This is a genomic window from Bacteroidota bacterium, from assembly GCA_016706255.1.
Classification (GTDB): domain Bacteria; phylum Bacteroidota; class Bacteroidia; order Chitinophagales; family BACL12; genus UBA7236.
The window spans coordinates 575,664-598,171 of sequence record JADJJZ010000029.1 but is presented as its reverse complement, the minus strand read 5'-3'; the positions used below and the strand labels follow the sequence as shown (position 1 = coordinate 598,171).

Genomic DNA, 22,508 nt, shown 5'->3' with positions numbered 1-22,508 from the left:
GGCTTGGTATTCACAATTGGGGTATTTTCCCAACTCACTCCTTAACCCAAACCACCATCTCCCCATCCTCCACTTTCACCCAATACACACCACTCGCAAAATCGGCTACCGAAATCGTATTTAATCCAATAAATAAATTTGTCTGTAATATTTCTTCTCCTAATTGATTTACAATTGTTATTTGTTGTGTTGCATCCGATTGAATAAATAATATATTATTTACCGGATTCGGGAAAATACTTATTGTATTTTTTACAATAACTGTTATTGCTAAACCTTCATCAGCAATTTGGTCGCAATCATCATCGAGGCCGTTGAGGAGTTCGGGTGCGCCGGGGTAGATGTCGGGATTGGTGTCGTCGCAGTCGGTGTTGGATAAAACGTAACCGGATGGAATTTCGCAGGCGATGGAATCAAAATCAGGGTTTCCGAAATTGTCATTATCAGCATCAATAAAACTTTGTATGAAGGTGACATTATCATCGGTAATACCATCACAATCATCATCGAGGTAGTTGCAAAGTTCTTCAGCACCCGGAAAAATAAATTCGTTAGTATCATTACAATCGGTTGAGTCTAAAACAAAACCTGAAATATATTCAAGACACGATGTTATAAAATCAGTATCATTCCCAAAAGTATCACCATCTAAATCTCGAAAAAGGGTAAACAATGCTAGGCCTTCATCAACAATACCATTACAATTATCGTCTAACGTGTTACATATTTCAGCTATTGTAGGATTAATTTCTGCATCATTATCATTACAGTCTAAATTATTTAATACATATCCAACCATATCTGAGCAAAACATTTGTATATCAGTTGGATCACCGTAACCATCACCATCCTTATCAGCATAATATAAAATTCCAGGACAGGTTTTATTGAGTTTAACCACCCAGGAATCCCAGTGTAATGTGCCTGGATAGTGGTCAACTACATCACCATTTTCTGATACACAAATTCCAACAGTAACATACCCAGAATCAGGTGCTTGAATGATGGAATAACTGGCATCTGCGGTATCACCACCAAGCGATACAGACCATTCGATATTAGCAAAAGAGTCCAGCTTCACTATCCAAAAATCACTAGTATATTCACCCCCGTGATGTCCTGATACATCTCCATCATTACTTGATGAATTAGCTCCTAATATAACAGTCCCATCCATTGTTGCATTTAATGAGAACCCAACATCACTGCCTGACCCTCCAAAGCACTTTTCTGTAAGTAAATTCCCAGAAGAATCAAGCCTTAGATACATGCAATCATCTAAATAATAATCATCCGGAGTTCCTTTATGGTCTGTTATATCTCCATCAAATGATTTTGCTTGTCCAACACAGTGAATTGTGGAATCAGACGCCTTAGTGATATCCCATATAACGTCATAGTCTGTACCACCATAAGCTTTACTCCATTTCAATGCGCCATTAGAATCTAAATCAATTACCCATCCATCTTCAACCCCAATACCGCCATGAAATCCTATTACATCACCATCTCCCCATTGTGTTACTCCACCGACTGTAATATCACCATTGAATAGCTCCACAACACCATATGCATAGTCATCTTCCGTACTGCCGTATGATTTTTGCCAAATGATGTTACCTGTATTGTCGATTTTTACAATCCAAAAGTCTGAAGTAGCCGTGGTACCGTAATGAGATGTCAAATCACCATCATTTGAATAGCTATATCCTGCGAATACAAAATTTCCATCTTGAGTTGGACATATTGCCCATGCTATTTCAGTCTTGGAACCTCCATATGACTTTTCCCACTGTAAATTACCAATTGAATCAATTTTGAAAAGCCATGCATCAAAAAGCCCATGATTAAAACTGACATCAAAATCCATAGAAGAAGAATAACCGGTTATAATATATCCACCATCTATAGTCGCAATACCGGAACATGATTGTTCAAAATTTGAACCTCCATAATTTTTTTGCCAAACAAGATTTCCGGAACTATCTAATTTAGTTAACCAAATGTCTACTGCTCCACCATAAAAACCTGTCACATCACCACCTACTTCTCTTGAGTTAGCAACAACGAGATAGCCACCGTCATTAGATTGAATAACATCCGTTGCATCTTCATAACCCGGGCCGCCTAGTGCATTTGACCATTCTATGCTTGTAGCTTGTGCATTTGCTTGATTATAAAGACAAGAAAAACCAAAAAATAATATGCAAATAAAACGAGCATTAATTTTCAATGCCATTAATATTTTTATAGAGCGAATTTTAAACATAATTTTTTCATTTTAATTTCGCACACTCACTCCTTCACCCAAACCACCATCTCCCCATCCTCCGCTTTCACCCAATACACACCACTCGCAAAATCTGCTACAGAAATGGTATTTAAACCAATAAATAAATTTGTTTGTAATATTTCTTCTCCTAATTGATTTACAATTGTAATTTGTTGTGTTGCATCCGATTGAATAAATAATATATTATTTACCGGATTCGGGAAAATACTTATTGTATGTTTTACAATATCTGTTATTGCTAAACCTTCATCAGCAATTTGATCACAATCGTCGTCGAGACCGTTGAGGAGTTCGGGTGCGCCGGGGTAGATGTCGGGATTCGTGTCGTTGCAGTCGGTGTTGGATAAAACGTAACCGGGAGGAATTTCGCATGCGATAGAATCAAAATCAGGGTTTCCGAAATTGTCGTTATCAGCATCAATAAAACTTTGTATGAAGGTGACATTATCATCGGTAATACCATCACAATCATCATCGAGGTAGTTGCAGAGTTCTTCAGCACCCGGAAAAATAAATTCGTTAGTATCATTACAATCGGTTGAGTCTAAAACAAAACCTGAAATATATTCAAGACACGATGTTATAAAATCAGTATCATTCCCAAAAGTATCACCATCTAAATCTCGAAAAGGGTAAACAATGCTAGGCCTTCATCAACAATACCATTACAATTATCGTCTAACGTGTTACATATTTCAGCTATTGTAGGATTAATTTCTGCATCATTATCATTACAGTCTAAATTATTTAATACATATCCAACCATATCTGAGCAAAACATTTGTATATCAGTTGGATCACCGTAACCATCACCATCCTTATCAGCATAATATAAAATTCCAGGACAGGTTTTATTGAGTTTAACCACCCAGGAATCCCAGTGTAATGTGCCTGGATAGTGGTCAACTACATCACCATTTTCTGATACACAAATTCCAACAGTAACATACCCAGAATCAGGTGCTTGAATGATGGAATAACTGGCATCTGCGGTATCACCACCAAGCGATACAGACCATTCGATATTAGCAAAAGAGTCCAGCTTCACTATCCAAAAATCACTAGTATATTCACCCCCGTGATGTCCTGATACATCTCCATCATTACTTGATGAATTAGCTCCTAATATAACAGTCCCATCCATTGTTGTACTTAATGAGAACCCAACATCACTGCCTGACCCTCCAAAGCACTTTTCTATAAGTAAATTCCCAGAAGAATCAAGCCTTAGATACATGCAATCATCTAAATAATAATCATCCGGAGTTCCTTTATGGTCTGTTATATCTCCATCAAATGATTTTGCTTGTCCAACACAGTGAATTGTGGAATCAGACGCCTTAGTGATATCCCATATAACGTCATAGTCTGTACCACCATAAGCTTTACTCCATTTCAATGCGCCATTAGAATCTAAATCAATTACCCATCCATCTTCAACCCCAATACCGCCATGAAATCCTATTACATCACCATCTCCCCATTGTGTTACTCCACCGACTGTAATATCACCATTGAATAGCTCCACAACACCATATGCATAGTCATCTTCCGTACTGCCGTATGATTTTTGCCAAATGATGTTACCTGTATTGTCGATTTTTACAATCCAAAAGTCTGAAGTAGCCGTGGTAACGTAATGAGATGTCAAATCACCATTATTTGAATGGCTATATCCTACGAATACGAAATTCCCATCATCTGTTCCACAAATCGCCCATCCTTGCTCACTTTTTGTACCACCATATGACCTTTCCCATACTATATTTCCTATTGAATCTACTTTAAAAACCCATGCATCGGTGAGTCCATGGTTAAAACTTACATCATGATCTTCAGAGCCAGTATAGCCTACGATAATATATCCACCATCTATCGTCGCAATACCTGCACGGGATTTTTCAATATTTGACCCCCCATAATTTTTCTGCCAAACAAGATTTCCCGCACTATCTAATTTAGTTAACCAAATGTCTACTGCTCCACCATAAAAACCTGTCACATCACCACCTATTTCTCCTGAGTTAGCAACCACCAGATACCCTCCGTCATTAGAATAAATAACATCCGTTGCATCTTCATAACCCGGACCGCCAAGTGCATTTGACCATTCTATACTTGTAGCTTGTGCATTTGCTTTATTATAAAGACAAGAAAAACCAAAAAATAATATGCAAATAAAACGAGCATTAATTTTCAATGCCATTAATATTTTTATAGAGCGAATTTTAAACATAATTTTTTCATTTTAATTTCGCACACTCACTCCTTCACCCAAACCACCATCTCCCCATCCTCCGCTTTCACCCAATACACACCACTCGCAAAATCTGCTACCGAAATGGTATTTAATCCAATAAATAAATTTGTGTGTAATATTTCTTCTCCTAATTGATTTACAATTGTAATTTGTTGTGTTGCATCTGATTGAATAAATAATATATTATTTACCGGATTCGGGAAAATACTTATTGTATTTTTACAATAACTGTTATTGCTAAACCTTCATCAGCAATTTGGTCGCAATCGTCGTCGAGGCCGTTGAGGAGTTCCGGTGCGCCGGGGTAGATGTCGGGATTGGTGTCGTTGCAGTCGGTGTTGGATAAAACGTAACCGGGAGGAATTTCGCATGCGATGGAATCAAAATCAGCGTTGCCGAAATTGTCGTTATCAGCATCGATAAAACTTTGAATGAAGGTAACATTATCATCTGTAATACCGTCACAATCATCATCGAGGTAGTTGCAGATTTCAGTGGCGCCGGGGTAGATTGCATTATTAGAATCATTACAATCACTATTATCTAACACATAACCGATTAATTCATTACATGCAGTTGAATCATTTAATATATCACCAAAAGTATCTCCATCAATATCTGCGAAATAGGTAACAAATGTTGCATCTTCATCGGTTAATCCGTTGCAATTATCATCGATGGCATTACAAATATCTGTTAATGTGGGATGGATTTCGGGATTTAAATCGTTGCAATCGGTGGAATCATTTACAAAACCAATGGGCGCTTCGCATGCTAATGTATCTAATGAAATATTGCCAAAACCATCACCATCTAAATCTGCATAAAACATATTTTCAATACAAGGCATGCCTAATTTTACAATCCACAAATCTCTATTTAGTGCCACACCATGATGTCCCGTAACATCACCATCAGTAGAAAAAGCCCATCCCGCTATAGCAATACCTGTATCTGAAGTTTGGACAACAGAAAAAGACTCATCACTTGAATTGCCACCTAATGATTTTTGCCAAACAATATTTCCTATTGTATCAATTTTTATTACCCAATAATCAGGGTATAACGCTCCACCGTGATGCCCTGTGACATCACCATTATTTGAACCAGAATACCCGGTAAGTATATATGAACTATCATTGGTTGAGCAAATAGAAAATCCTTGATCTGTTGCGGTTCCCCCAAAACATTTTTGCCAAAGTAACGCTCCAGAACTATCTATATTAATTAGCCAATAATCTGAATAACCACCATGGAAACCTGATACATCACCATTGTCAGATAATGTATAACCAAGAATAAGAAATCCGTTGTTGCTTGTTCGAGCTAATGAATTTGCAAATTCGAAATTTGTACCCCCAAAACATTTTTGCCATATAATATCTCCAGCTTCTGATAACTTCACAACCCAATAATCACTCTCACCATTATTTCCAGTTACATCACCTGTATTAGACTCAACATATCCAGTTACGACAAACCCCTCGCCCGGAATTTCAATAATGGATTTAGCATAATCGTTTTGTGTACCTCCTAGAGACTTTTGCCAAATCAAATCACCAAAAATATTTAACTTGATTACCCAAAAATCAGCAGCGCCATGATTTCCTGTAACATCGCCATCAGATGACGAAGAAAGTCCCGCAACCACATAGCCTCCATCAGTTGTTTGTTGAACAGAGTATGCCCTATCAGAACCTGAGCCTCCTAAAGTTTTTTGCCATTGAATAGCCCCTGATTCATCAAGTTTTAGAATCCAAAAATCTTGATCTCCTTGGTTTAGTGTTAAATCTCCATCGCTTGAAGTGGAAAATCCTACCGCTAAAAATCCTAAGTCACTAGTTTGGATAATTTTGTAGGATTCCTCCCAACCACTACCACCATATGTTTCCTTCCATTCAGCTTCTCCATCGCTACTTAACTTTAAAATCCAAAAGTCACCTGATCCATTATAATCGGTTACATCCCCATCATTTGACCAAGTATCACCGCTAACAATAAACCCATTGTCTAAAGTTTCGAAAATTGAATATGCATCATCGTACCCTGCCCCTCCAAATGCCTTTTGCCATTGTATTTCAGGTTCTTGTGCCTGTGCAGTTAGGTTTAAAACAGCAAAGAGGATAAATAAATAAATTTTCATGGAATTTATATTACTACTAAGGTAATGTTTTTTTATGTAAATGAAATTTACAATTATTCACTCGAAAGCATATACAACTCTGAAGGCCTTACCACTTTTTAAATATAGTATTTTGATAAACTAATTCGCAGCATACAAGTTCATTTCTACTTCCAATTTATAGCAGGGTTGTGCCGGATTAATAATTTTTTATTGAGGCAAGAACCCCGCTCGGACAGGTTGGTTTTTTCAATCATTTTCAATTATCGCTCCGTAAGCGTCCTGCCTCTTATTTTGTAAGGACGCATGCAATACGTCCCTACAAAATAACATGCAGGACAATTTTGAGTAAATATTGTTTACATCATTTCAAATTTTATAAATTTTAAAATTGAATCAAAATTTTAATGCGAATAACCAATCTCAATTTTGATTCTCCCGACGGCTATCGGGCTCGTTCAATTTTGTTCAATTTTGATTCAATGGATGTTCAATGGCTGTTTCAATCTAGCCCCTCACTCACTCCTTCACCCAAACCACCATCTCCCCATTTTCCACTTTCACCCAATACACACCACTCGCAAAATCTGCTACCGAAATTGTATTTAAACCTATAAATAAATTTGTGTATAATATTTCTTCTCCTAATTGATTTACAATTGTTATTTGTTGTGTTGCATCCGATTGAATAAATAATGTATTATTTACCGGATTCGGGAAAATACTTATTGTATTTTTTACAATATCTGTTATTGCTAAACCTTCATCAGCAATTTGGTCGCAATCGTCGTCGAGGCCGTTGAGGAGTTCCGGTGCGCCGGGGTTGATGTCGGGATTGGTGTCGTTGCAGTCGGTGTTGGATAAAACGTAACCGGAGGAATTTCACATGCGATAGAATCAATTAATTCATTGCCATAACTATCACTGTCTAAATCTTCAAATGAAAGTATTAATGTTAGACCTTCATCAATTTCACTGTTACAATTATCATCAATGTAATTGCAAATTTCTTTAACTGAAGGATTTATAAAATTTAATGAATCATTACAATCGGTTGAATCAATCACATATCCCAAAGGTATATCACATGCACTTGAATCATTAGTAATATCACCAAAACCATCGCCGTCGTTATCAAGGAAATATTTATTTTCACAGATATCTAATTTAACTACCCAGAAATCATAATTACCATGATTAAAGTCTAAATCTACATCTGAAGAGTGGGTGCGACCAGCCACAGCATAAGAATTAAGTTGTTGGGTGAGTGATAAACAAATAGCATATTCGTCTAATGTACCACCTAAAGATTTTTGCCATTTGATAAGACCTGAGCTATCAACCATAATTATCCAAAAGTCAGCGTCACCATTATTTTCAGTTAAGTCCCCATCAATTGAAGAGGAAGTTCCAGAAATTAAAATGCTATTATCGTCAACTATCTTTAAATCATAACTTGAGTCATAATTACTTCCACCATAGCAAAAAGAGTTTTTTAAATTTCCAAGACTGTCAATAATTACTATAAATGCATCCGAATATCCTCCATGAAAATCAATTATATCACCATCTGTAGATGAGGTTGTTCCGCAAACAATATATTCGCCATTCTGCAATTGACCAATTGATGCACCATAGTCATAATCATCACCACCAAAAGTGCTCTCCCAAATAATGTCCCCAAATAAATTTATTTTAAATACCCAATAATCGGATGCACCATCAGAGGACTCAATATCTCCGTCTGAACCCCCATATGTATAACCAGTTACTACCATAGCATCCATATCTAAAATAATATCACGTGCATTTTCAACATTTGATGAACCATAGCTATGCTCCCAAATCAAATCACCAAAAGAATTAATTTCGATAATCCAAATGTCTTCTGGTGTATCAAAACCCTCGTGGTGCATTGAAATATCACCATCGCTAGATTGTGAGTTGCCAATTATAACAAAATTACCTGAAGGCAGCATGATAGCTTTTTGTCCAAAATCTCCTTTAGACCCACCGTAAGTTTTTTCCCATTCCAATTCACCACTACTATTAATTTTAATAATCCAATAATCAACACTTCCGTGCGAATATGAAATATCACCATCGTCTGAATAGGTATAACCAACTAATAAATAGCCGCCATCCCCAGTTGAAATAATTTCTTCACATTCATCTATACTAGAACCACCGTAGGTTTTTTGCCATATTATTTCACCAAGACTATCTAATTTAACTACCCAATAATCATAAATACCTGCATTTTCTAAAATATCACCGTCTGTAGATTCGGTAACTCCTGCAACTATATATCCACTGTCTGAAGGTGTTTGCATAATAGCCCAGGGAATATCCCAACTTGACCCACCATAAGTGTTTTGCCAATCGATTTCCGGTATTTGTGCTAGCGTATTAAAGCCAACTGTGAACACCAGTATGAATACTATAATCTTCATGGAGATAATATTAAAGCTAAGATAATGTTTTTTGAGGTAACTGTGAAAGCAACATTTTAACCATTTGTAATAAATTCTCATAAAAAAACAAGCCTTTGGGACACGGAAATATGATGAATTTATTTGCAGTAGATAGGTGCATCATCGTTCTAATTTTTTGCAGGCTTTTTTAAGAATAATCTTTTTTTAGAAACGCAACCCCATCCCGGACAAACATTTATATTTTTTCAATCATTGTCATCAACAGCTCCGTAAGCGTCCTGCAAATTATTTTGTAAGGACGCATGCAATACGTCCCTACAAAATAACATGCAGGACAATTTTGAGTGGAAAGTCAATTTGCGAAATGCCCTTTTTTCAAATTGTGCTTTTGCAACCTAATTGAGCAATTGGTCTGTGGATGTAGGGACGAATTGCATGCGTCCTACATCCACAGGCCAATTGCGATTGGGTAAGATAAATCCTATTATACTGTTGTCCGAGCCGGGTTCATACACCCCAAAAAAATAAACAATCAGTAAAACCCTGCGACCATACAACGATTTAAATTTAATTAATTAGCAGCAAATATTTTTATTTCAACTTTCAAATTATTGCAGGCTCATGTTGGAAAAATAATTTATGAGTGATGCACGAACCCAACTTTGACCTAGCTTGGGTTATTTCATTCATTTTCATTTATCACTCCGTATTTGTCATCATTTATATTTTATATGGGCGGATGCAATTCGCCCCTACAAAATATAAATGCTGACAGTTTTGAGAAAAATTGAAATTTATAACATTGTGTTTTGAAGTGTAATTATGCTTCTAAACACAAAATTGAGCAAATGGCATTGGTTTGTAGGGGCGAATTGAATCCGCCCCTACAAACCAATGCCATTTGCGATCGGGTAACATAAATCCTATATAGGTCAAATTAATCCAAAATTAATTTCCGGTGACCCATTGATGTCCGAGCATGACGCTTAAACCCGAAAAAAAATACACAACCCGTAAAACTATAAAGGAAAAATGTGGTTCAGGAAATAAATTGAGCAATTGGCCTATGGCTGTAGGGACGATTTGCATGCGTCCCTACAACCGTAGGCAAATTGCGATTGGGTAGGATAAATTTTATTATAATTTAGTCCGAGGAGTTTAATGCACCCCAAAAAAACATAAAACCCTTCAACCCGCTAAGGCAAGAAAATTTGATGTAAACATGTTCATTTCTTCTTCCAATTTATCGCAAGGTTATGCCGGAATAATAATTTAATATTGAGCCAAGAGCCCACTCGAACACTCCGGTCTTTGACTCTTGCAAACCCTACCAACACACCATATTACTTTATCACATCAGTGAATTATACAAAACAAAAAAATATTTGTGTAACACCTCGTATTGAATAATGGTCATCTTTGGAAGGTGAAAATGTTTTAATTATTAAATTCTATTTTATGAAATTTGAAATATCCAAAATAATAATGGGTGTGGCGACTTTATTGTTGCCCGCAACTGCTTTTAATCAGGTAAATGGTGCACTGGTAAATGATATAATTGTGAGCGGCAATTATGAATTATTTATTGCAGATGCCGGAACTGATATATATGAATTAAGCAAAGACGCCGATGGTGATGGTGTAAAAGATAAACGCGATGATTGTCCCGATACACCTGAAGGTGTTATTGTTGATGAACATGGTTGTCCGGTTGATGCCGACAACGATAAAATTGCCGATTACTTAGATAAATGTGCAATGGTTCCGGGTTTGGCAAAATTAAATGGTTGCCCCGATCAGGATAAAGATGATATTGCCGATAAAGATGACGCATGCCCCGAAGTGCCCGGTTTAGCAAGGTTTCAGGGTTGCCCCGACAGCGATGGTGATGGTATTCAGGATGCCATGGATAAATGTCCGAACATGAAAGGTTTAGATATGTTTAAGGGTTGTCCCGATACCGATAATGATGGTGTTGATGATGCAAATGATAAATGTCCAAATACAGAAAAAGGTATAAAAGTTGACGCAACCGGTTGTAGTTCTGATGCCGATAATGATGGTATTATTGATTCTGATGATAAATGTCCCGATACACCTAAAGGAGTTAAAGTTGATATGAAAGGTTGCCCTGCCGATACAGATGGTGATGGTATTATTGATACTAACGATAAATGTCCAACTACAAAAGGTGAAGGTAGCCCAAATGGTTGTCCCGTTATTAAAGAAGATGTGAAAAAACGATTAAACTTTGCTGCTCGCGGTATTCAGTTTGAATCAGGAAAAGCAACATTAAAAGCAACATCTAATCCTTTATTGGATGAAGTGGTGAGCATATTAAACGAATATACTGATTACAATCTTGTTATATCAGGTCATACCGATAATGTTGGTGGCGATGATATGAACATGACTTTATCGCAAGAAAGAGTTGATGCCGTTAAAGCGTATTTATTAAGCAAAGGTGTTTCAACCGGACGACTTACTGCAACCGGTTATGGTGAAACAAAACCAATTTCAACAAACGATACCGAAGTTGGCCGTTCACAAAACAGAAGAGTGGAACTGGAATTGATACTCAGATAATATACATATTGATTTTCATAAATGGCATTGTATCCGAAAGGATAGAATGCCATTTCATTTTTAATATTGCCCGGTTTTATGCTGTATTTTAAATTAAAAGATATCCTACAACATGTGCATATCCCTGCTTAAAAGCGCGAACAAATTTCTTAGTTTTGTGCTGATGCAATTGAAACATTTTTCTGTAGCTGCACTGCTTATTATCCTGTTATTTGTTTCCTGTAATAAGGAAAAACCAAATAATGATAAATCCATTTTCCGTTTAAATTTATCTATCCCCTTAACCTCGCTCGACCCGGCTTTTGCAAGCGACCAGTCCAATACCTGGAGTGTAAATCAATTGTTCAATGGCTTGGTGCAATTGGATTCCGGCCTCAATGTGGTGCCCTGCATTGCTGAAAAATGGGAAATTTCCGACGACAGAAAAACATATACTTTTCATTTGCGCAACGATGTGTATTTTCACGATGATGCGTGTTTTCCAAACGGGAAAGGACGAAAATTAATTGCTGATGATGTTGTGTATTCTTTTTACCGATTAATCGACCCTGCAACTGCTGCCCGTGGTAATTGGGTTTTTCAGCATATTGTGGATAGTGTAAATGCATTTTATGCACTAAACGATAGTACGGTAGAAGTTAAATTACAAGAACCATTTGCACCATTTTTACAGCGATTGAGTATTCAATATTGTTCCATCGTTCCTAAAGAAGCCATTGAAAAATACGGTAAAGATTTCAGAAGTCATCCTGTTGGAACAGGCCCGTTTAAATTTGTGCAATGGGAGGAAGGTGAACTGCTCATTTTACATAAATTCGAACACTATTTTGAAAAAGATGCACAAGGTGTTCAACTACCATATCTCGATGCTGTAAATATTCAGTTTAATACGAATAAATCAACAGAATTTTTAAAATTTTTAAGTGGAGAATTAGATTTTGTGAGTGATATTGATGCAGCGCTAAAAGATAATATTCTAACTAAAGATGGCAATCTGCAACCAAAATATAGCGATAAAATAAAATTGCTGAAAGGCCCTTATTTAAATGTTGAATACATTGCTATTTTAATGGATACTTCACTACAAATTGTAAAAGAAAGTCCGCTCTCATTTGTTGAAGTACGCAAAGCAATTAATTACGGTTTCGATAAAAATGAAATGTTATTATTTTTAAAAAATAATCGTGGTATTGCGGCAACGGGAGGTATTATTCCACCCAGTTTATTACCACAACGCGCTGATTCGGTGCAACCTTATGGTTATGTATATAATCCGGATACTGCCCTGCAATTGCTTGCTGCTGCCGGCTTTGAGAATGGTGTGGGTTTACCCGAAATTACTTTTCATACCGTAGAACAATATCAGGATATCGCAGTTTATATTAAAGATAAATTAGAAGATATCGGTATTGCCGTAAAAATTGAAACGGTAGATTCACGTTTATTGCGGGAGATGCGATTAAATGCAACAACTGTAATGTTTCGTAGCAGTTGGATTGCCGATTATGCCGATGCAGAAAATTATCTAACCGTATTTTACGGCGGGAGTGAAGCACCACCAAATTATACCCGTTACCATAATCCCGTATTTGATAGTTTATATATGGTTGCCGTTGCCGAAAGTGATGAAACCATCCGAAAAAATTTATACTACACCATGGATAGTTTAATGATGCAGGATGCACCGGTAATTCCGTTATTTTATGATGAAGTATATCGTTTTGTGCAAAAAGATGTCAGCGGTATGGATCCCAATCCATTAAATATGCTGGATTTAAAACGTGTGAAAAAAGCAGCGTAATATTTTTTTAAGCGTTGCCTTTTAATAATTGCACCACATGTTTATCAATGGGCAAAGGAAATAATTCAGTATGTAAATCGTGCATCGGAATCCATTGAAAAACTAATCCTTCATCATTATTAAAATTGAGTTCTTCAATTGCAGCATCCACCAGATAATAAATACTGATTACCTGATGTTCAGGATTAATGAAACTCTGCACAAAAAAATCGGTGGTATAAAAATGCCGCACATTAAAAATTGTAGCCTGTAATTCCTCCTTAAACTCGCGTTTCAGCCCGTCTACTGTGCCTTCACCAAATTCTAATCCGCCTCCCGGAAATTTAATAATACGATTATTTTTTACAGGCTCCTGCACTACTAAAATGGCATTATTATGTATTAATAAGCCATACACACGTACATTAAACATCGGCAGAAATTAATTTAAAGTTTCCAAAACTTTTTTAATGGCATCAAAATCGGGAATTGCGCCTGCATTTTCTAAAATTTCTGCATAACGAATAATACCATCTTTATCAATTACAAAAGCGCTGCGTTTTGATACACCTTTTAATTCCATTCCCCAACGGTCATAAATACAACCATAGGTTTCAGAAACCGTTTTATTAAAATCGCTTAATAAAGGGAAATTTAATTTTTGTTCTTCTTTAAATACTTTTAACGAGTATGGTGCATCAACACTAATACCATATACTTCTGCATTTACATTTTGATAAAACGCAATATCATCTCTGGTTGCACATAATTCAGCAGTGCAGGTTGATGTAAAAGCAAATGGAAAAAATAACAATAACACATTTTTACCGTTTTGTTCACTCAGGCGTACTGCCTGTTTATCAGTATCATACATTAAAAAATCAGGTGCCTGCTGGCCAATGTCAAGTTTCATGTTTAAATAAATTTGATGTAAAATTAATATACCGTTTGTGATTGGTAGCATATGAACACCACAATTTGAATTGCGTTCATAAGTTGAGCAAATAATTGCATTTTTTTAATAATCTTTGGGCGCATAATTGAAATGAAAAAATATTTAGTCGAATTTATCGGCACTTTCTTTTTAGTATTTACAATCGGCATTTCCGGCGATGTATTTGCCATTGCAGGGGTTTTAATGGCGTTGATATATATGGGTGGACATATCAGCGGGGCACATTATAATCCTGCCGTAACAGTGGGTTTTATGATGTGTGGTGCTATTAGATTATACGATGCTATTCGTTATTGGATTGCCCAGTTTGCAGGGGCAATTTTAGCTGCGGGTTTATGTTTATTATTAAACGAAAATCAGGTAAATCTTGTAATTGCAGATGGCCTGTTGCCCGAAGCCATATTGCTTGAAATAGCCTTCACATTTGCGCTGATGCTGGTTATTTTAAATGTGGCCATTGCACCTGCTGCCAAAGGTAATCAGTATTACGGACTGGCAATCAGCAGTGTCGTGTTTGCCGGAATAATGGCTGCGCGGCCGGTAAGTGGTGCTGCTTTTAACCCTGCTGTGTCATTGGGATTTAATATTTTTAATCTGCAGGCATATGGTTTCGATAGTTGTATACATGCCTTAACAGCCTTAGCAGGAGCGGGTTTGGGGGCTTTGGTGTATAAGTATACCAACCGTTAATACTTCACAATAATTTAATAATTCGCAGAATTACTATATATTTACCTTTCAAAATAGTCAAATTCATTAAATAACTAATAAAAACAAGAGTATGAAAATTCGTCTACTACTTTCTTTAACATTTATTACCCTTTTATCAGCTGCCTACGGACAGGTGCCTAATGGCAACCTTGAGGCCTGGACAGTTTACACGTCACTTGCATCGGGCATTTCAGCTGATGTTCCATCAGGTTGGGATGTTCCGGATAAAATTGCTGCCGATCTTGGTATTGCTGACCGTAACTGTACCAAAGAAACATCAAATGTGCATGGTGGTTCTGCTGCAGCACGTTTAGAAACTAAAACATTAAACGTATTAGGAACACCTTTAGATGTTCCCGGAACAATTACTACTGGTGTTATCAGCTTCGATTTCGTAACCTTTACACCTGCTGTTGTTGGTGGCGCTCCTATTACTGCTGCTTACGATGCATTAGGTGGTTACTATCAATATGCTCCATCAGGTTCAGATACAATGAACGTGGTTGTGTTAATGTTGTTAGGTGAAGATACAATCGGTATGGGCCAATATCGCGACCCTGCAACTTCCGGTTCTTATCAGTCATTTAACTGCCCTATCACTTACTTTGTTCCTGCAGTTCCTGATCAAATGCAAATTATCATTACTTCTTCCGGTGGATTTACTTCATTAGTTCCCGGTTCAGTATTGTATGTTGATGATTTAGAAGTAACTGGTGGTATCAACGTTGAAGATTTTGAAGGTTATGGTATTGCTCGTAACATTTATCCAAATCCTGCAAGCGAATACATTAACATCAACAACCCTGCAAACAACGATGTTACTTTGGAAGTTTACAATATGAACGGTCAAAAGGTTGATGTGGTAACACTTTCACCTGAAATGAACAGCGTAAATCTTGCTGCTTATGCAAGCGGTATTTATACTTTCCGTTTAATCGACAACGGTACTGTTGTTTATAGCAATAAATTTGTTGTTAGAAAATAATTTTGCTGCTTAACCGGCACAATAAAAGAACCCCGACGAGTTATCGCCGGGGTTTTCTTTTAATCAACCACTATTACCCACTTATTTTATTTCAATTTTTTTCACTTCGGTTACGGGTTTCACTTCTTTTTTAGGTAATTCAAGATGTAAAATTCCGTTTTCATAACTTGCCGTAATTGCTTCTGTAGCCACGTTTTCAGGTAAGTTAAATGTGCGTTTGAAACTGCTGTAAACAAATTCTTTACGGGTGTAATTTTTTTCCGCTACATCAGTTTTCACTTCTTTTTTACCACTCACGGTAATAAATTCTTTTTCAATGTTCACATCAAAATCAGCTTTGTCGAAACCGGGAACAGCAAATTCTAAATGAAATAATTTGTCGTTCTCAATCACGTTTACCGAAGGTGTAAATTCACCCTTCACATTAATAAATTTTTCAGGAAATGCCTGGTTGAAGAAGTCCTCAAATACATTTACAAATGTTGGAACTCCGTTTGGTCTGCGTCTTACAGTTAACATATCGTTTTTTGTTTTTAGTTTGAAAATTTGTTTGACGACAGACCCTATTCAAACTAAATACCAGACGGCATTTTTACGTAAAACCACGACAAAGGTTGCAAAAATTACATGTTTAATAGGACAAATTGGCAGTTTGAAAGCTAATAAACGGACAAAATGGCATTATGTAGATTAATTGGAGCATAAACATCGCACTTCGTATCAAAATCGTTGCCGGTGTTCCGCTGCAAGTCCTCGTCGCCTCCACTGCGTTCCTGCTCCTGCGGGCTTTTCGCTACACCCCGGGCTAGAACAAGTTTGGAGCTTTGAATGAAAATGAATAATGATTTGATTAGAACCTTCAGTGGTGCTACTGTTACAGTTTTCCTCTTAACCCCAACTCAATAACTTCAGGCTTTTCAATTTTGCCTTTATTGATTTCAAAGCGAATCATAGTTCTTACTTTATGAAAACCATGCACACCCGCAGCTCCGGGATTCATACACAACATATTGTATTTGGCATCACGCATCACCTTCAAAATATGTGAATGTCCGCAAATAAATAATTGTGGCGGATAGGCAGTAAGTATATTTCTAACGCGTTGCTCATAATGTCCGGGATACCCACCAATATGTGTCATCCAAACATCTAAACCATCAATCGTAAACCGATTATCGAGCGGATAAACAATACGAACATCTTTGCCATCAATATTTCCCCAAACCCCGCGCAAGGGTTTAATTTTTTGTAACTGATCAACTACTTCAATAGTACCAAAATCGCCGGCATGCCAAATTTCATCAGCTGCTGCAGCATGTTTTAAAATGCCTTCATCCAAATAACCATGTGTATCAGATAATAATAAAATTTTCATCTTGCATTTCGTTATTTACACAATGGTAAAATTTCATTTAAATCAGGTTTGCACCAAATAAAACCACTGTCTTTTCTGAACCAGGTTAATTGTCGTTTTGCATAATTTCTGGTATGCTGCTGAATTAATTCCAGCGCACGTTTTTTGCTTATTTTGCCCTCAAAAAATTCAAATAACTCTGTATAACCGACAGTTTGTAATGCATTGAGATTTTTATACGGAATTAATGCTTTCACTTCATCCTCCAATCCCGCATCAAACATATTTATTACACGCTGATTAATACGTTCATATAACAAATCGCGGTCAATAGAAAGGCAAATTTTAATCACATCAAAATTTCGTTGCTGCTGATGTTGTTTATGGTACGATGAAAATGGATTTCCCGTTTGGGTAATTACTTCCAGTGCACGCAATAATCGTTTTGGATTTTGAATGTCTGAATTTTGATAATAAACAGGATCTTTTTGCAAAATGGTTTCCTGCAACCAGCTTAATCCGTTTTGTGCATACAACTGTTGCACCTGTTCGCGCACTTCCGGTGTTGTTTCCGGAATTTCATCAAAACCATCCGTCACTGCTTTAATAAATAAACCACTGCCCCCGCATAAAATAACAGAATCATGTTGCAGAAATAATTTATCCAATAACTGAATTACTTCCGCCTCATATTTTCCCGCATCATAATCATCGTGAATAGATAAATTATTGATAAAATAATGTTGCACGGCATTTAATTCTGCTTCGGTTGGTTTGGCGGTGCCAATTTGCATTTCGCGGTAAAATTGTCTTGCGTCTGCAGATAAAATAACCGTTTGTAACGCCTTAGCCAATTCAATTGCCAAAGCCGTTTTTCCGGAAGCTGTTGGTCCGGCAATTACGATTAATTTTTTCTTGTTTGTCAATTTATTTATTCGCAACAATTTGTAAACCGAGTTCTCTTCCTTTTTCTATCATGAGCTGATAAGCCTTATCGTAATCATTCGGAATTAATCCGTCTAAAATAGATTCCCGAACATAATCTTTAATAATTCCAACTTCTTTGCCCGGTTTAATATTAAATATTTCCATAATTAATTCACCGGTAATGGGTGGTTGAAAATTACGAATATGGTCGCGTTCTTCCACATCGCGTAATTTCTCACGTACCATTTCAAAATTTTCTTTATACCGTTTTACTTTCAAACGATTTTTGGTGGTGATATCGGCCTGACATAACAACATCAGCCCTTCTAAATCTTCACCTGCTTCAAACAATAAACGGCGAATGGCGGAGTCGGTAACATTTTCTTTCGTTAAAGAAATTGGTCGCATGTGTAAAGCCACCAAATTTTGCACCTGACGTAATTCCTGTTGCAATGGTAATTTTAATCGCGTAAAAATTCGTCTGGCCATTTTAGCACCAACAATTTCGTGCCCATGAAATGTCCATCCGGTTGGTGGTACATATTTTTTAGTAACCGGCTTGGCAATATCATGTAACAAAGCAGCCCATCGTAACCATAAATTTTCGGTTGTAGCACTGATATTATCCACAACTTCCAGTGTATGATAAAAATTATCTTTATGTCCGTTGCCGTCAATCATATCGGTTCCATGCATGCTTTCCAGCTCAGGAAAAATGTATTCCAGCAATCCAGAATCCGATAAATAATACAATCCGATTGAAGGTTTTGGTGACAATAATATTTTATTTAATTCATCGCTAATCCTTTCCTGCGAAATAATATTTATTCGTTCTTTAGCAGCTTTTATTCCGGCGTATGTTTCCGATTCAATATCAAAATTTAATTGTGCGGCAAAACGAATCGCGCGCATCATACGCAGCGGGTCATCACTAAAGGTAATATGCGGCTCCCGAGGTGTTCTTATAATTCTGTCTTCAAGATCAGCAACACCATTAAACGGGTCAATTAATTTGCCGTAATCATTTTTATTCAGCGAAATAGCCAATGCATTAATCGTAAAATCGCGACGCAACTGGTCATCTTCCAAAGTACCATCTTCCACAACCGGCTTCCGCGATTCACGATGATAGGATTCTTTTCTCGCCCCAACAAATTCTACATCAATATCATTAAACTTAAAATGTGCTGTCCCAAAATTTTTAAATTCCGCAACAAAAGGTTGTCCCGGCAAATTTTCCGCAACCAATCGCGCCAACAAAATTCCACTGCCCAAACAAACAAAATCAATATCCTTTTTATAATTTCTGCCCAACAATTTATCCCTAACAAATCCCCCCACCACATAACACGGAAACCCCAACTGCTCAGCACAGGCAGCAATTTTTTCAAACAGAAAATTTTCTTCTGATGAAAAGGAGAGGGGTGAAGTTTGCGGATTCATTTTTGATTTAATGGTGATTTTATTAGCAAATTAGCTGATTAGCAAATTAGCTAATTGGATTTTGAGTGTGATTGAAAATTTTGATTTTTAATAAATATTTTTTGTTTAATTACTTTATCGTTCTCATTTGCTTTCAGCAAATGAGTGCATTAATTCCATTTTAACTTTTTTCGTTTAAATGATATCTATTGGGATTCAATTTCATTTTACTCCAACCCCCCATTAGCTAATTTGCTAATCAGCTAATCAGCTAATTGCTACACGGCAACGCTATTGTCGCGCAAAGCATCATTCAAACTCGTCTTTTTATCCGTGCTCTCCTTCCTCGTCCCGATAATTAATGCACAAGGAACCTGATATTCACCTGCCGGGAATTTTTTGGTGTAGGAGCCTGGAATTACAACGCTGCGTTTTGGCACGCGACCTTTATATTCAATTGGTGTGTCACCGGTAACATCAATTATTTTTGTTGATTGCGTAAGCACAACATTTGCTCCGAGCACAGCCTCTTCTTCCACAACCACACCTTCAACCACAATACATCTGGAACCAATAAAACAATTGTCCTCAATAATTACCGGGCTCGCCTGAACGGGCTCTAAAACCCCTCCAATGCCCACGCCACCGCTCAGATGCACGTTTTTGCCGATTTGCGCACAACTGCCCACGGTAGCCCAGGTATCCACCATAGTGCCCTCATCCACATAAGCACCAATATTTACGTAACCGGGCATTACAATCACATTTTTGGCAACAAATGCACCATGACGAATTAATCCGTGCGGAACTACGCGTATACCTGCTGCTTTCAGGTTCTTTTTTAAGGGGATTTTATCGTGAAATTCAAATGGTCCAACCTCAATCGTTTCCATCGGTTGAATCGGGAAATATAAGATGACAGCCTTTTTTATCCATTCATTCACCATCCAATTGCCATCCACCTTTTCGGCAACGCGCAATTTGCCGGAATCCAATTGTGCTACAACCTCACGTATGGTCTCCTGCACACCCGAATCGGTCAGTAGCGACCTGTCATTCCATGCCTGTTCAATAATTTCCTTCATAACGCAAAGTTAATGTTCCCGTGGGCATTTTTTTTATCTTCGCTGCTGTGAATAAACATTTTAAAGTACTCTTAGGACCCATTTTAGGAACATTGGTTGGTTTTATTTTTTACGAAACAGGTAACACACCTGAGGTAAGTAAAACAGCCGCGGTTTTAATTTTAATGGCTTACTGGTGGATGACAGAAACAGTAAATATTTATGTCACCAGTTTGATGCCGGTTGTATTATTTCCCATTTTGGGAATTATGGGTATAGATGCTGTTGCACCACAATATATGAAAGATGTAATTTTTTTATACATCGGTGGTTTTATGCTCACATTTGCTATTGAACGATGGGATTTACATAAACGTTTTTCGTTGCGCATTTTAATAAAATTTGGTTCTTCACCCGAAAAATTATTGTTTGGTTTTATGCTGGCAACATTTTTTATTTCGATGTGGCTGAATAATACTTCTACTACTTTAATGATGTTGCCCGTTGCATTGGCTGTAATAAAACAATTACATGGAGGTGATGCTACCAAACGCAGCGGACTGGCAACGGCAATTTTACTCGCCATTTCCTATGCTTCAACAATCGGCGGAACCGCAACGTTGGTGGGCACTTTGCCGAATATGGTGATGAAGAAGTTTTATGATGAAAATTTTGCCACAGCAGCACCATTAAATTTTTCGAACTGGTTTTTATTTGCATTTCCACTGAGTGTGGTTTTTTTACTGGTGTGTTTTTTAGTATTTAAATATTTGTTACTGCCCAAAAGTGATCACGTATTACCGGACAGTAATTATTGTAAAGAAGAATATCGCAAATTAGGAAAAATGTCGTTTGAGGAAAAAGCCATTGCATGGATTTTTTCAGCAGCTATTTTATTGTGGTTTACATTAGATGATAAAGAAATTTGGGGATTAAATATTACAGGTTGGAGAACCATGTTGTTAAATGCACATATTATCCCGGATGAAAAATTTGTGAATGAAAGTTTTGTTGCCATTTTAATGGGACTGAGTTTATTTTTCTTTCCATCAAAAAATAAAAAAGGTGAAGCCTTAATTAATTGGGAAGATGTAAAACGATTGCCGCTGGGTATATTATTTTTATTTGGTGGTGGCTTTGCTTTGGCAAAAGGTGTAGAGGTTTCCGGATTAAGTGAATGGATTGCCAATAATTGTGTCGGCCTTAAATCGCTGAACCAATGGGTGATGATTTTTGCACTTTGTGTTATTACCACCATTTTTTCAGAATTCGCCAGCAACACCGCAACCGTGAGTTTATTTATGGCGATTTTATTGCCGATTATTCCCGAATTGGGCATTCCGCCATTACTGGTTATGATGCCTGTAACAATTGCTGCCAGTTATTCATTTATGCTGCCCGTTGGCACACCGCCAAATACTATAGTCTTCGGAACAGAAATGGTGAAAGTGAAAACCATGTTACGCGTAGGCTTATGGCTTGATATTATTGGAGCTATTGTTATTACAACATTTACCATGACATTGGGCAAGCTGATATTCGGAATCTGACCTCGGGTTGAGGCGCTCGTTTTTAGGAAATATTAATTTTTTGTTAACTTTGAGTAAGCAGAAA

Annotated in this window: 19 protein-coding genes and 1 pseudogene; 5 read left to right on the top strand and 15 right to left on the bottom strand. The window is 37.0% G+C overall.

Annotated features, from left to right (window positions below; all coding sequences use genetic code 11):
• Positions 1 to 34: 34 nt before the first annotated feature.
• From IPI65_20575 to IPI65_20540, 8 genes and pseudogenes are all read right to left on the bottom strand, one after another.
• Entirely contained in the window at positions 35 to 2,269 is a 2,235-nt protein-coding gene (locus IPI65_20575) for a T9SS type A sorting domain-containing protein (protein MBK7443827.1), read from the bottom strand.
• Between the two features lie 26 nt (positions 2,270 to 2,295).
• The gene (locus IPI65_20570) at positions 2,296 to 2,604 is read right to left on the bottom strand and encodes a T9SS type A sorting domain-containing protein (protein ID MBK7443826.1); all 309 of its coding nucleotides are present in this window, start codon (positions 2,602 to 2,604) and stop codon (positions 2,296 to 2,298) included.
• A gap of 135 nt (positions 2,605 to 2,739) precedes the next feature.
• Positions 2,740 to 2,934 (bottom strand): annotated as a pseudogene (locus IPI65_20565) (hypothetical protein).
• Positions 2,910 to 4,529, bottom strand: coding sequence for a putative metal-binding motif-containing protein (locus IPI65_20560; GenBank protein ID MBK7443825.1), 1,620 nt, complete (start codon positions 4,527 to 4,529; stop codon positions 2,910 to 2,912). The pseudogene IPI65_20565 and the gene IPI65_20560 overlap by 25 nt, the downstream one beginning before the upstream one ends.
• A 26-nt stretch (positions 4,530 to 4,555) precedes the next feature.
• Entirely contained in the window at positions 4,556 to 4,765 is a 210-nt protein-coding gene (locus IPI65_20555; protein MBK7443824.1) for a T9SS type A sorting domain-containing protein, read from the bottom strand.
• Positions 4,762 to 6,696, bottom strand: coding sequence for a putative metal-binding motif-containing protein (locus IPI65_20550; GenBank protein MBK7443823.1), 1,935 nt, complete (start codon positions 6,694 to 6,696; stop codon positions 4,762 to 4,764). The genes IPI65_20555 and IPI65_20550 overlap by 4 nt, the downstream gene beginning before the upstream one ends.
• A 498-nt stretch (positions 6,697 to 7,194) precedes the next feature.
• Positions 7,195 to 7,503, bottom strand: a complete 309-nt coding sequence (locus tag IPI65_20545) for a T9SS type A sorting domain-containing protein (protein MBK7443822.1) — start codon at positions 7,501 to 7,503, stop codon at positions 7,195 to 7,197.
• Entirely contained in the window at positions 7,431 to 9,128 is a 1,698-nt protein-coding gene (locus IPI65_20540) for a putative metal-binding motif-containing protein (protein ID MBK7443821.1), read from the bottom strand. Before IPI65_20540 ends, IPI65_20545 begins: the two co-directional genes overlap by 73 nt.
• A gap of 1,440 nt (positions 9,129 to 10,568) precedes the next feature.
• On the opposite strand from IPI65_20540, the gene IPI65_20535 reads away from it, so the two are divergent.
• Together IPI65_20535 and IPI65_20530 are read left to right on the top strand one after the other, a co-directional pair.
• On the top strand, positions 10,569 to 11,696 hold the full coding sequence (locus IPI65_20535; protein MBK7443820.1) for an OmpA family protein: 1,128 nt from the start codon (positions 10,569 to 10,571) through the stop codon (positions 11,694 to 11,696).
• Between the two features lie 169 nt (positions 11,697 to 11,865).
• Positions 11,866 to 13,497, top strand: coding sequence for an ABC transporter substrate-binding protein (locus IPI65_20530; GenBank protein ID MBK7443819.1), 1,632 nt, complete (start codon positions 11,866 to 11,868; stop codon positions 13,495 to 13,497).
• A 7-nt stretch (positions 13,498 to 13,504) separates the two neighbouring features.
• Here the strand turns inward: IPI65_20530 and IPI65_20525 are convergent, their stop codons facing one another.
• Together IPI65_20525 and IPI65_20520 are read right to left on the bottom strand one after the other, a co-directional pair.
• Positions 13,505 to 13,915: an NUDIX domain-containing protein gene (locus tag IPI65_20525; GenBank protein MBK7443818.1), complete on the bottom strand. Its 411-nt coding sequence runs from the start codon at positions 13,913 to 13,915 to the stop codon at positions 13,505 to 13,507.
• A 3-nt stretch (positions 13,916 to 13,918) separates the two neighbouring features.
• A complete protein-coding gene (locus IPI65_20520; protein MBK7443817.1) occupies positions 13,919 to 14,389 on the bottom strand; it encodes a redoxin domain-containing protein in 471 nt (156 codons plus the stop codon).
• Positions 14,390 to 14,521: 132 nt separating this feature from the next.
• On the opposite strand from IPI65_20520, the gene IPI65_20515 reads away from it, so the two are divergent.
• Both IPI65_20515 and IPI65_20510 read left to right on the top strand, forming a co-directional pair.
• A complete protein-coding gene (locus IPI65_20515; GenBank protein ID MBK7443816.1) occupies positions 14,522 to 15,121 on the top strand; it encodes an aquaporin in 600 nt (199 codons plus the stop codon).
• A gap of 91 nt (positions 15,122 to 15,212) precedes the next feature.
• On the top strand, positions 15,213 to 16,127 hold the full coding sequence (locus tag IPI65_20510) for a T9SS type A sorting domain-containing protein (GenBank protein ID MBK7443815.1): 915 nt from the start codon (positions 15,213 to 15,215) through the stop codon (positions 16,125 to 16,127).
• Between the two features lie 81 nt (positions 16,128 to 16,208).
• Here the strand turns inward: IPI65_20510 and IPI65_20505 are convergent, their stop codons facing one another.
• The 5 genes from IPI65_20505 to IPI65_20485 all read right to left on the bottom strand — a co-directional run bounded on the left by IPI65_20505 (position 16,209) and on the right by IPI65_20485 (position 20,915).
• The gene (locus IPI65_20505; protein MBK7443814.1) at positions 16,209 to 16,646 is read right to left on the bottom strand and encodes an Hsp20/alpha crystallin family protein; all 438 of its coding nucleotides are present in this window, start codon (positions 16,644 to 16,646) and stop codon (positions 16,209 to 16,211) included.
• A gap of 355 nt (positions 16,647 to 17,001) precedes the next feature.
• Positions 17,002 to 17,502: a metallophosphoesterase family protein gene (locus IPI65_20500; GenBank protein MBK7443813.1), complete on the bottom strand. Its 501-nt coding sequence runs from the start codon at positions 17,500 to 17,502 to the stop codon at positions 17,002 to 17,004.
• Between the two features lie 11 nt (positions 17,503 to 17,513).
• Entirely contained in the window at positions 17,514 to 18,407 is an 894-nt protein-coding gene (gene miaA / locus IPI65_20495) for a tRNA (adenosine(37)-N6)-dimethylallyltransferase MiaA (GenBank protein ID MBK7443812.1), read from the bottom strand.
• A gap of 1 nt (position 18,408) precedes the next feature.
• Positions 18,409 to 19,851 carry an HD domain-containing protein gene (locus IPI65_20490; protein MBK7443811.1) on the bottom strand — a complete coding sequence of 481 codons (1,443 nt, stop codon included), beginning with the start codon at positions 19,849 to 19,851 and terminating at the stop codon, positions 18,409 to 18,411.
• Between the two features lie 257 nt (positions 19,852 to 20,108).
• Positions 20,109 to 20,915 (bottom strand): 2,3,4,5-tetrahydropyridine-2,6-dicarboxylate N-succinyltransferase, encoded by an 807-nt coding sequence (locus IPI65_20485; protein ID MBK7443810.1) that lies wholly within the window; start codon positions 20,913 to 20,915, stop codon positions 20,109 to 20,111.
• A gap of 47 nt (positions 20,916 to 20,962) precedes the next feature.
• Here IPI65_20485 and IPI65_20480 point away from each other — a divergent pair, with 47 nt between their 5' ends.
• A complete protein-coding gene (locus IPI65_20480) occupies positions 20,963 to 22,444 on the top strand; it encodes an SLC13/DASS family transporter (GenBank protein ID MBK7443809.1) in 1,482 nt (493 codons plus the stop codon).
• The last annotated feature ends 64 nt before the right edge of the window (positions 22,445 to 22,508 follow it).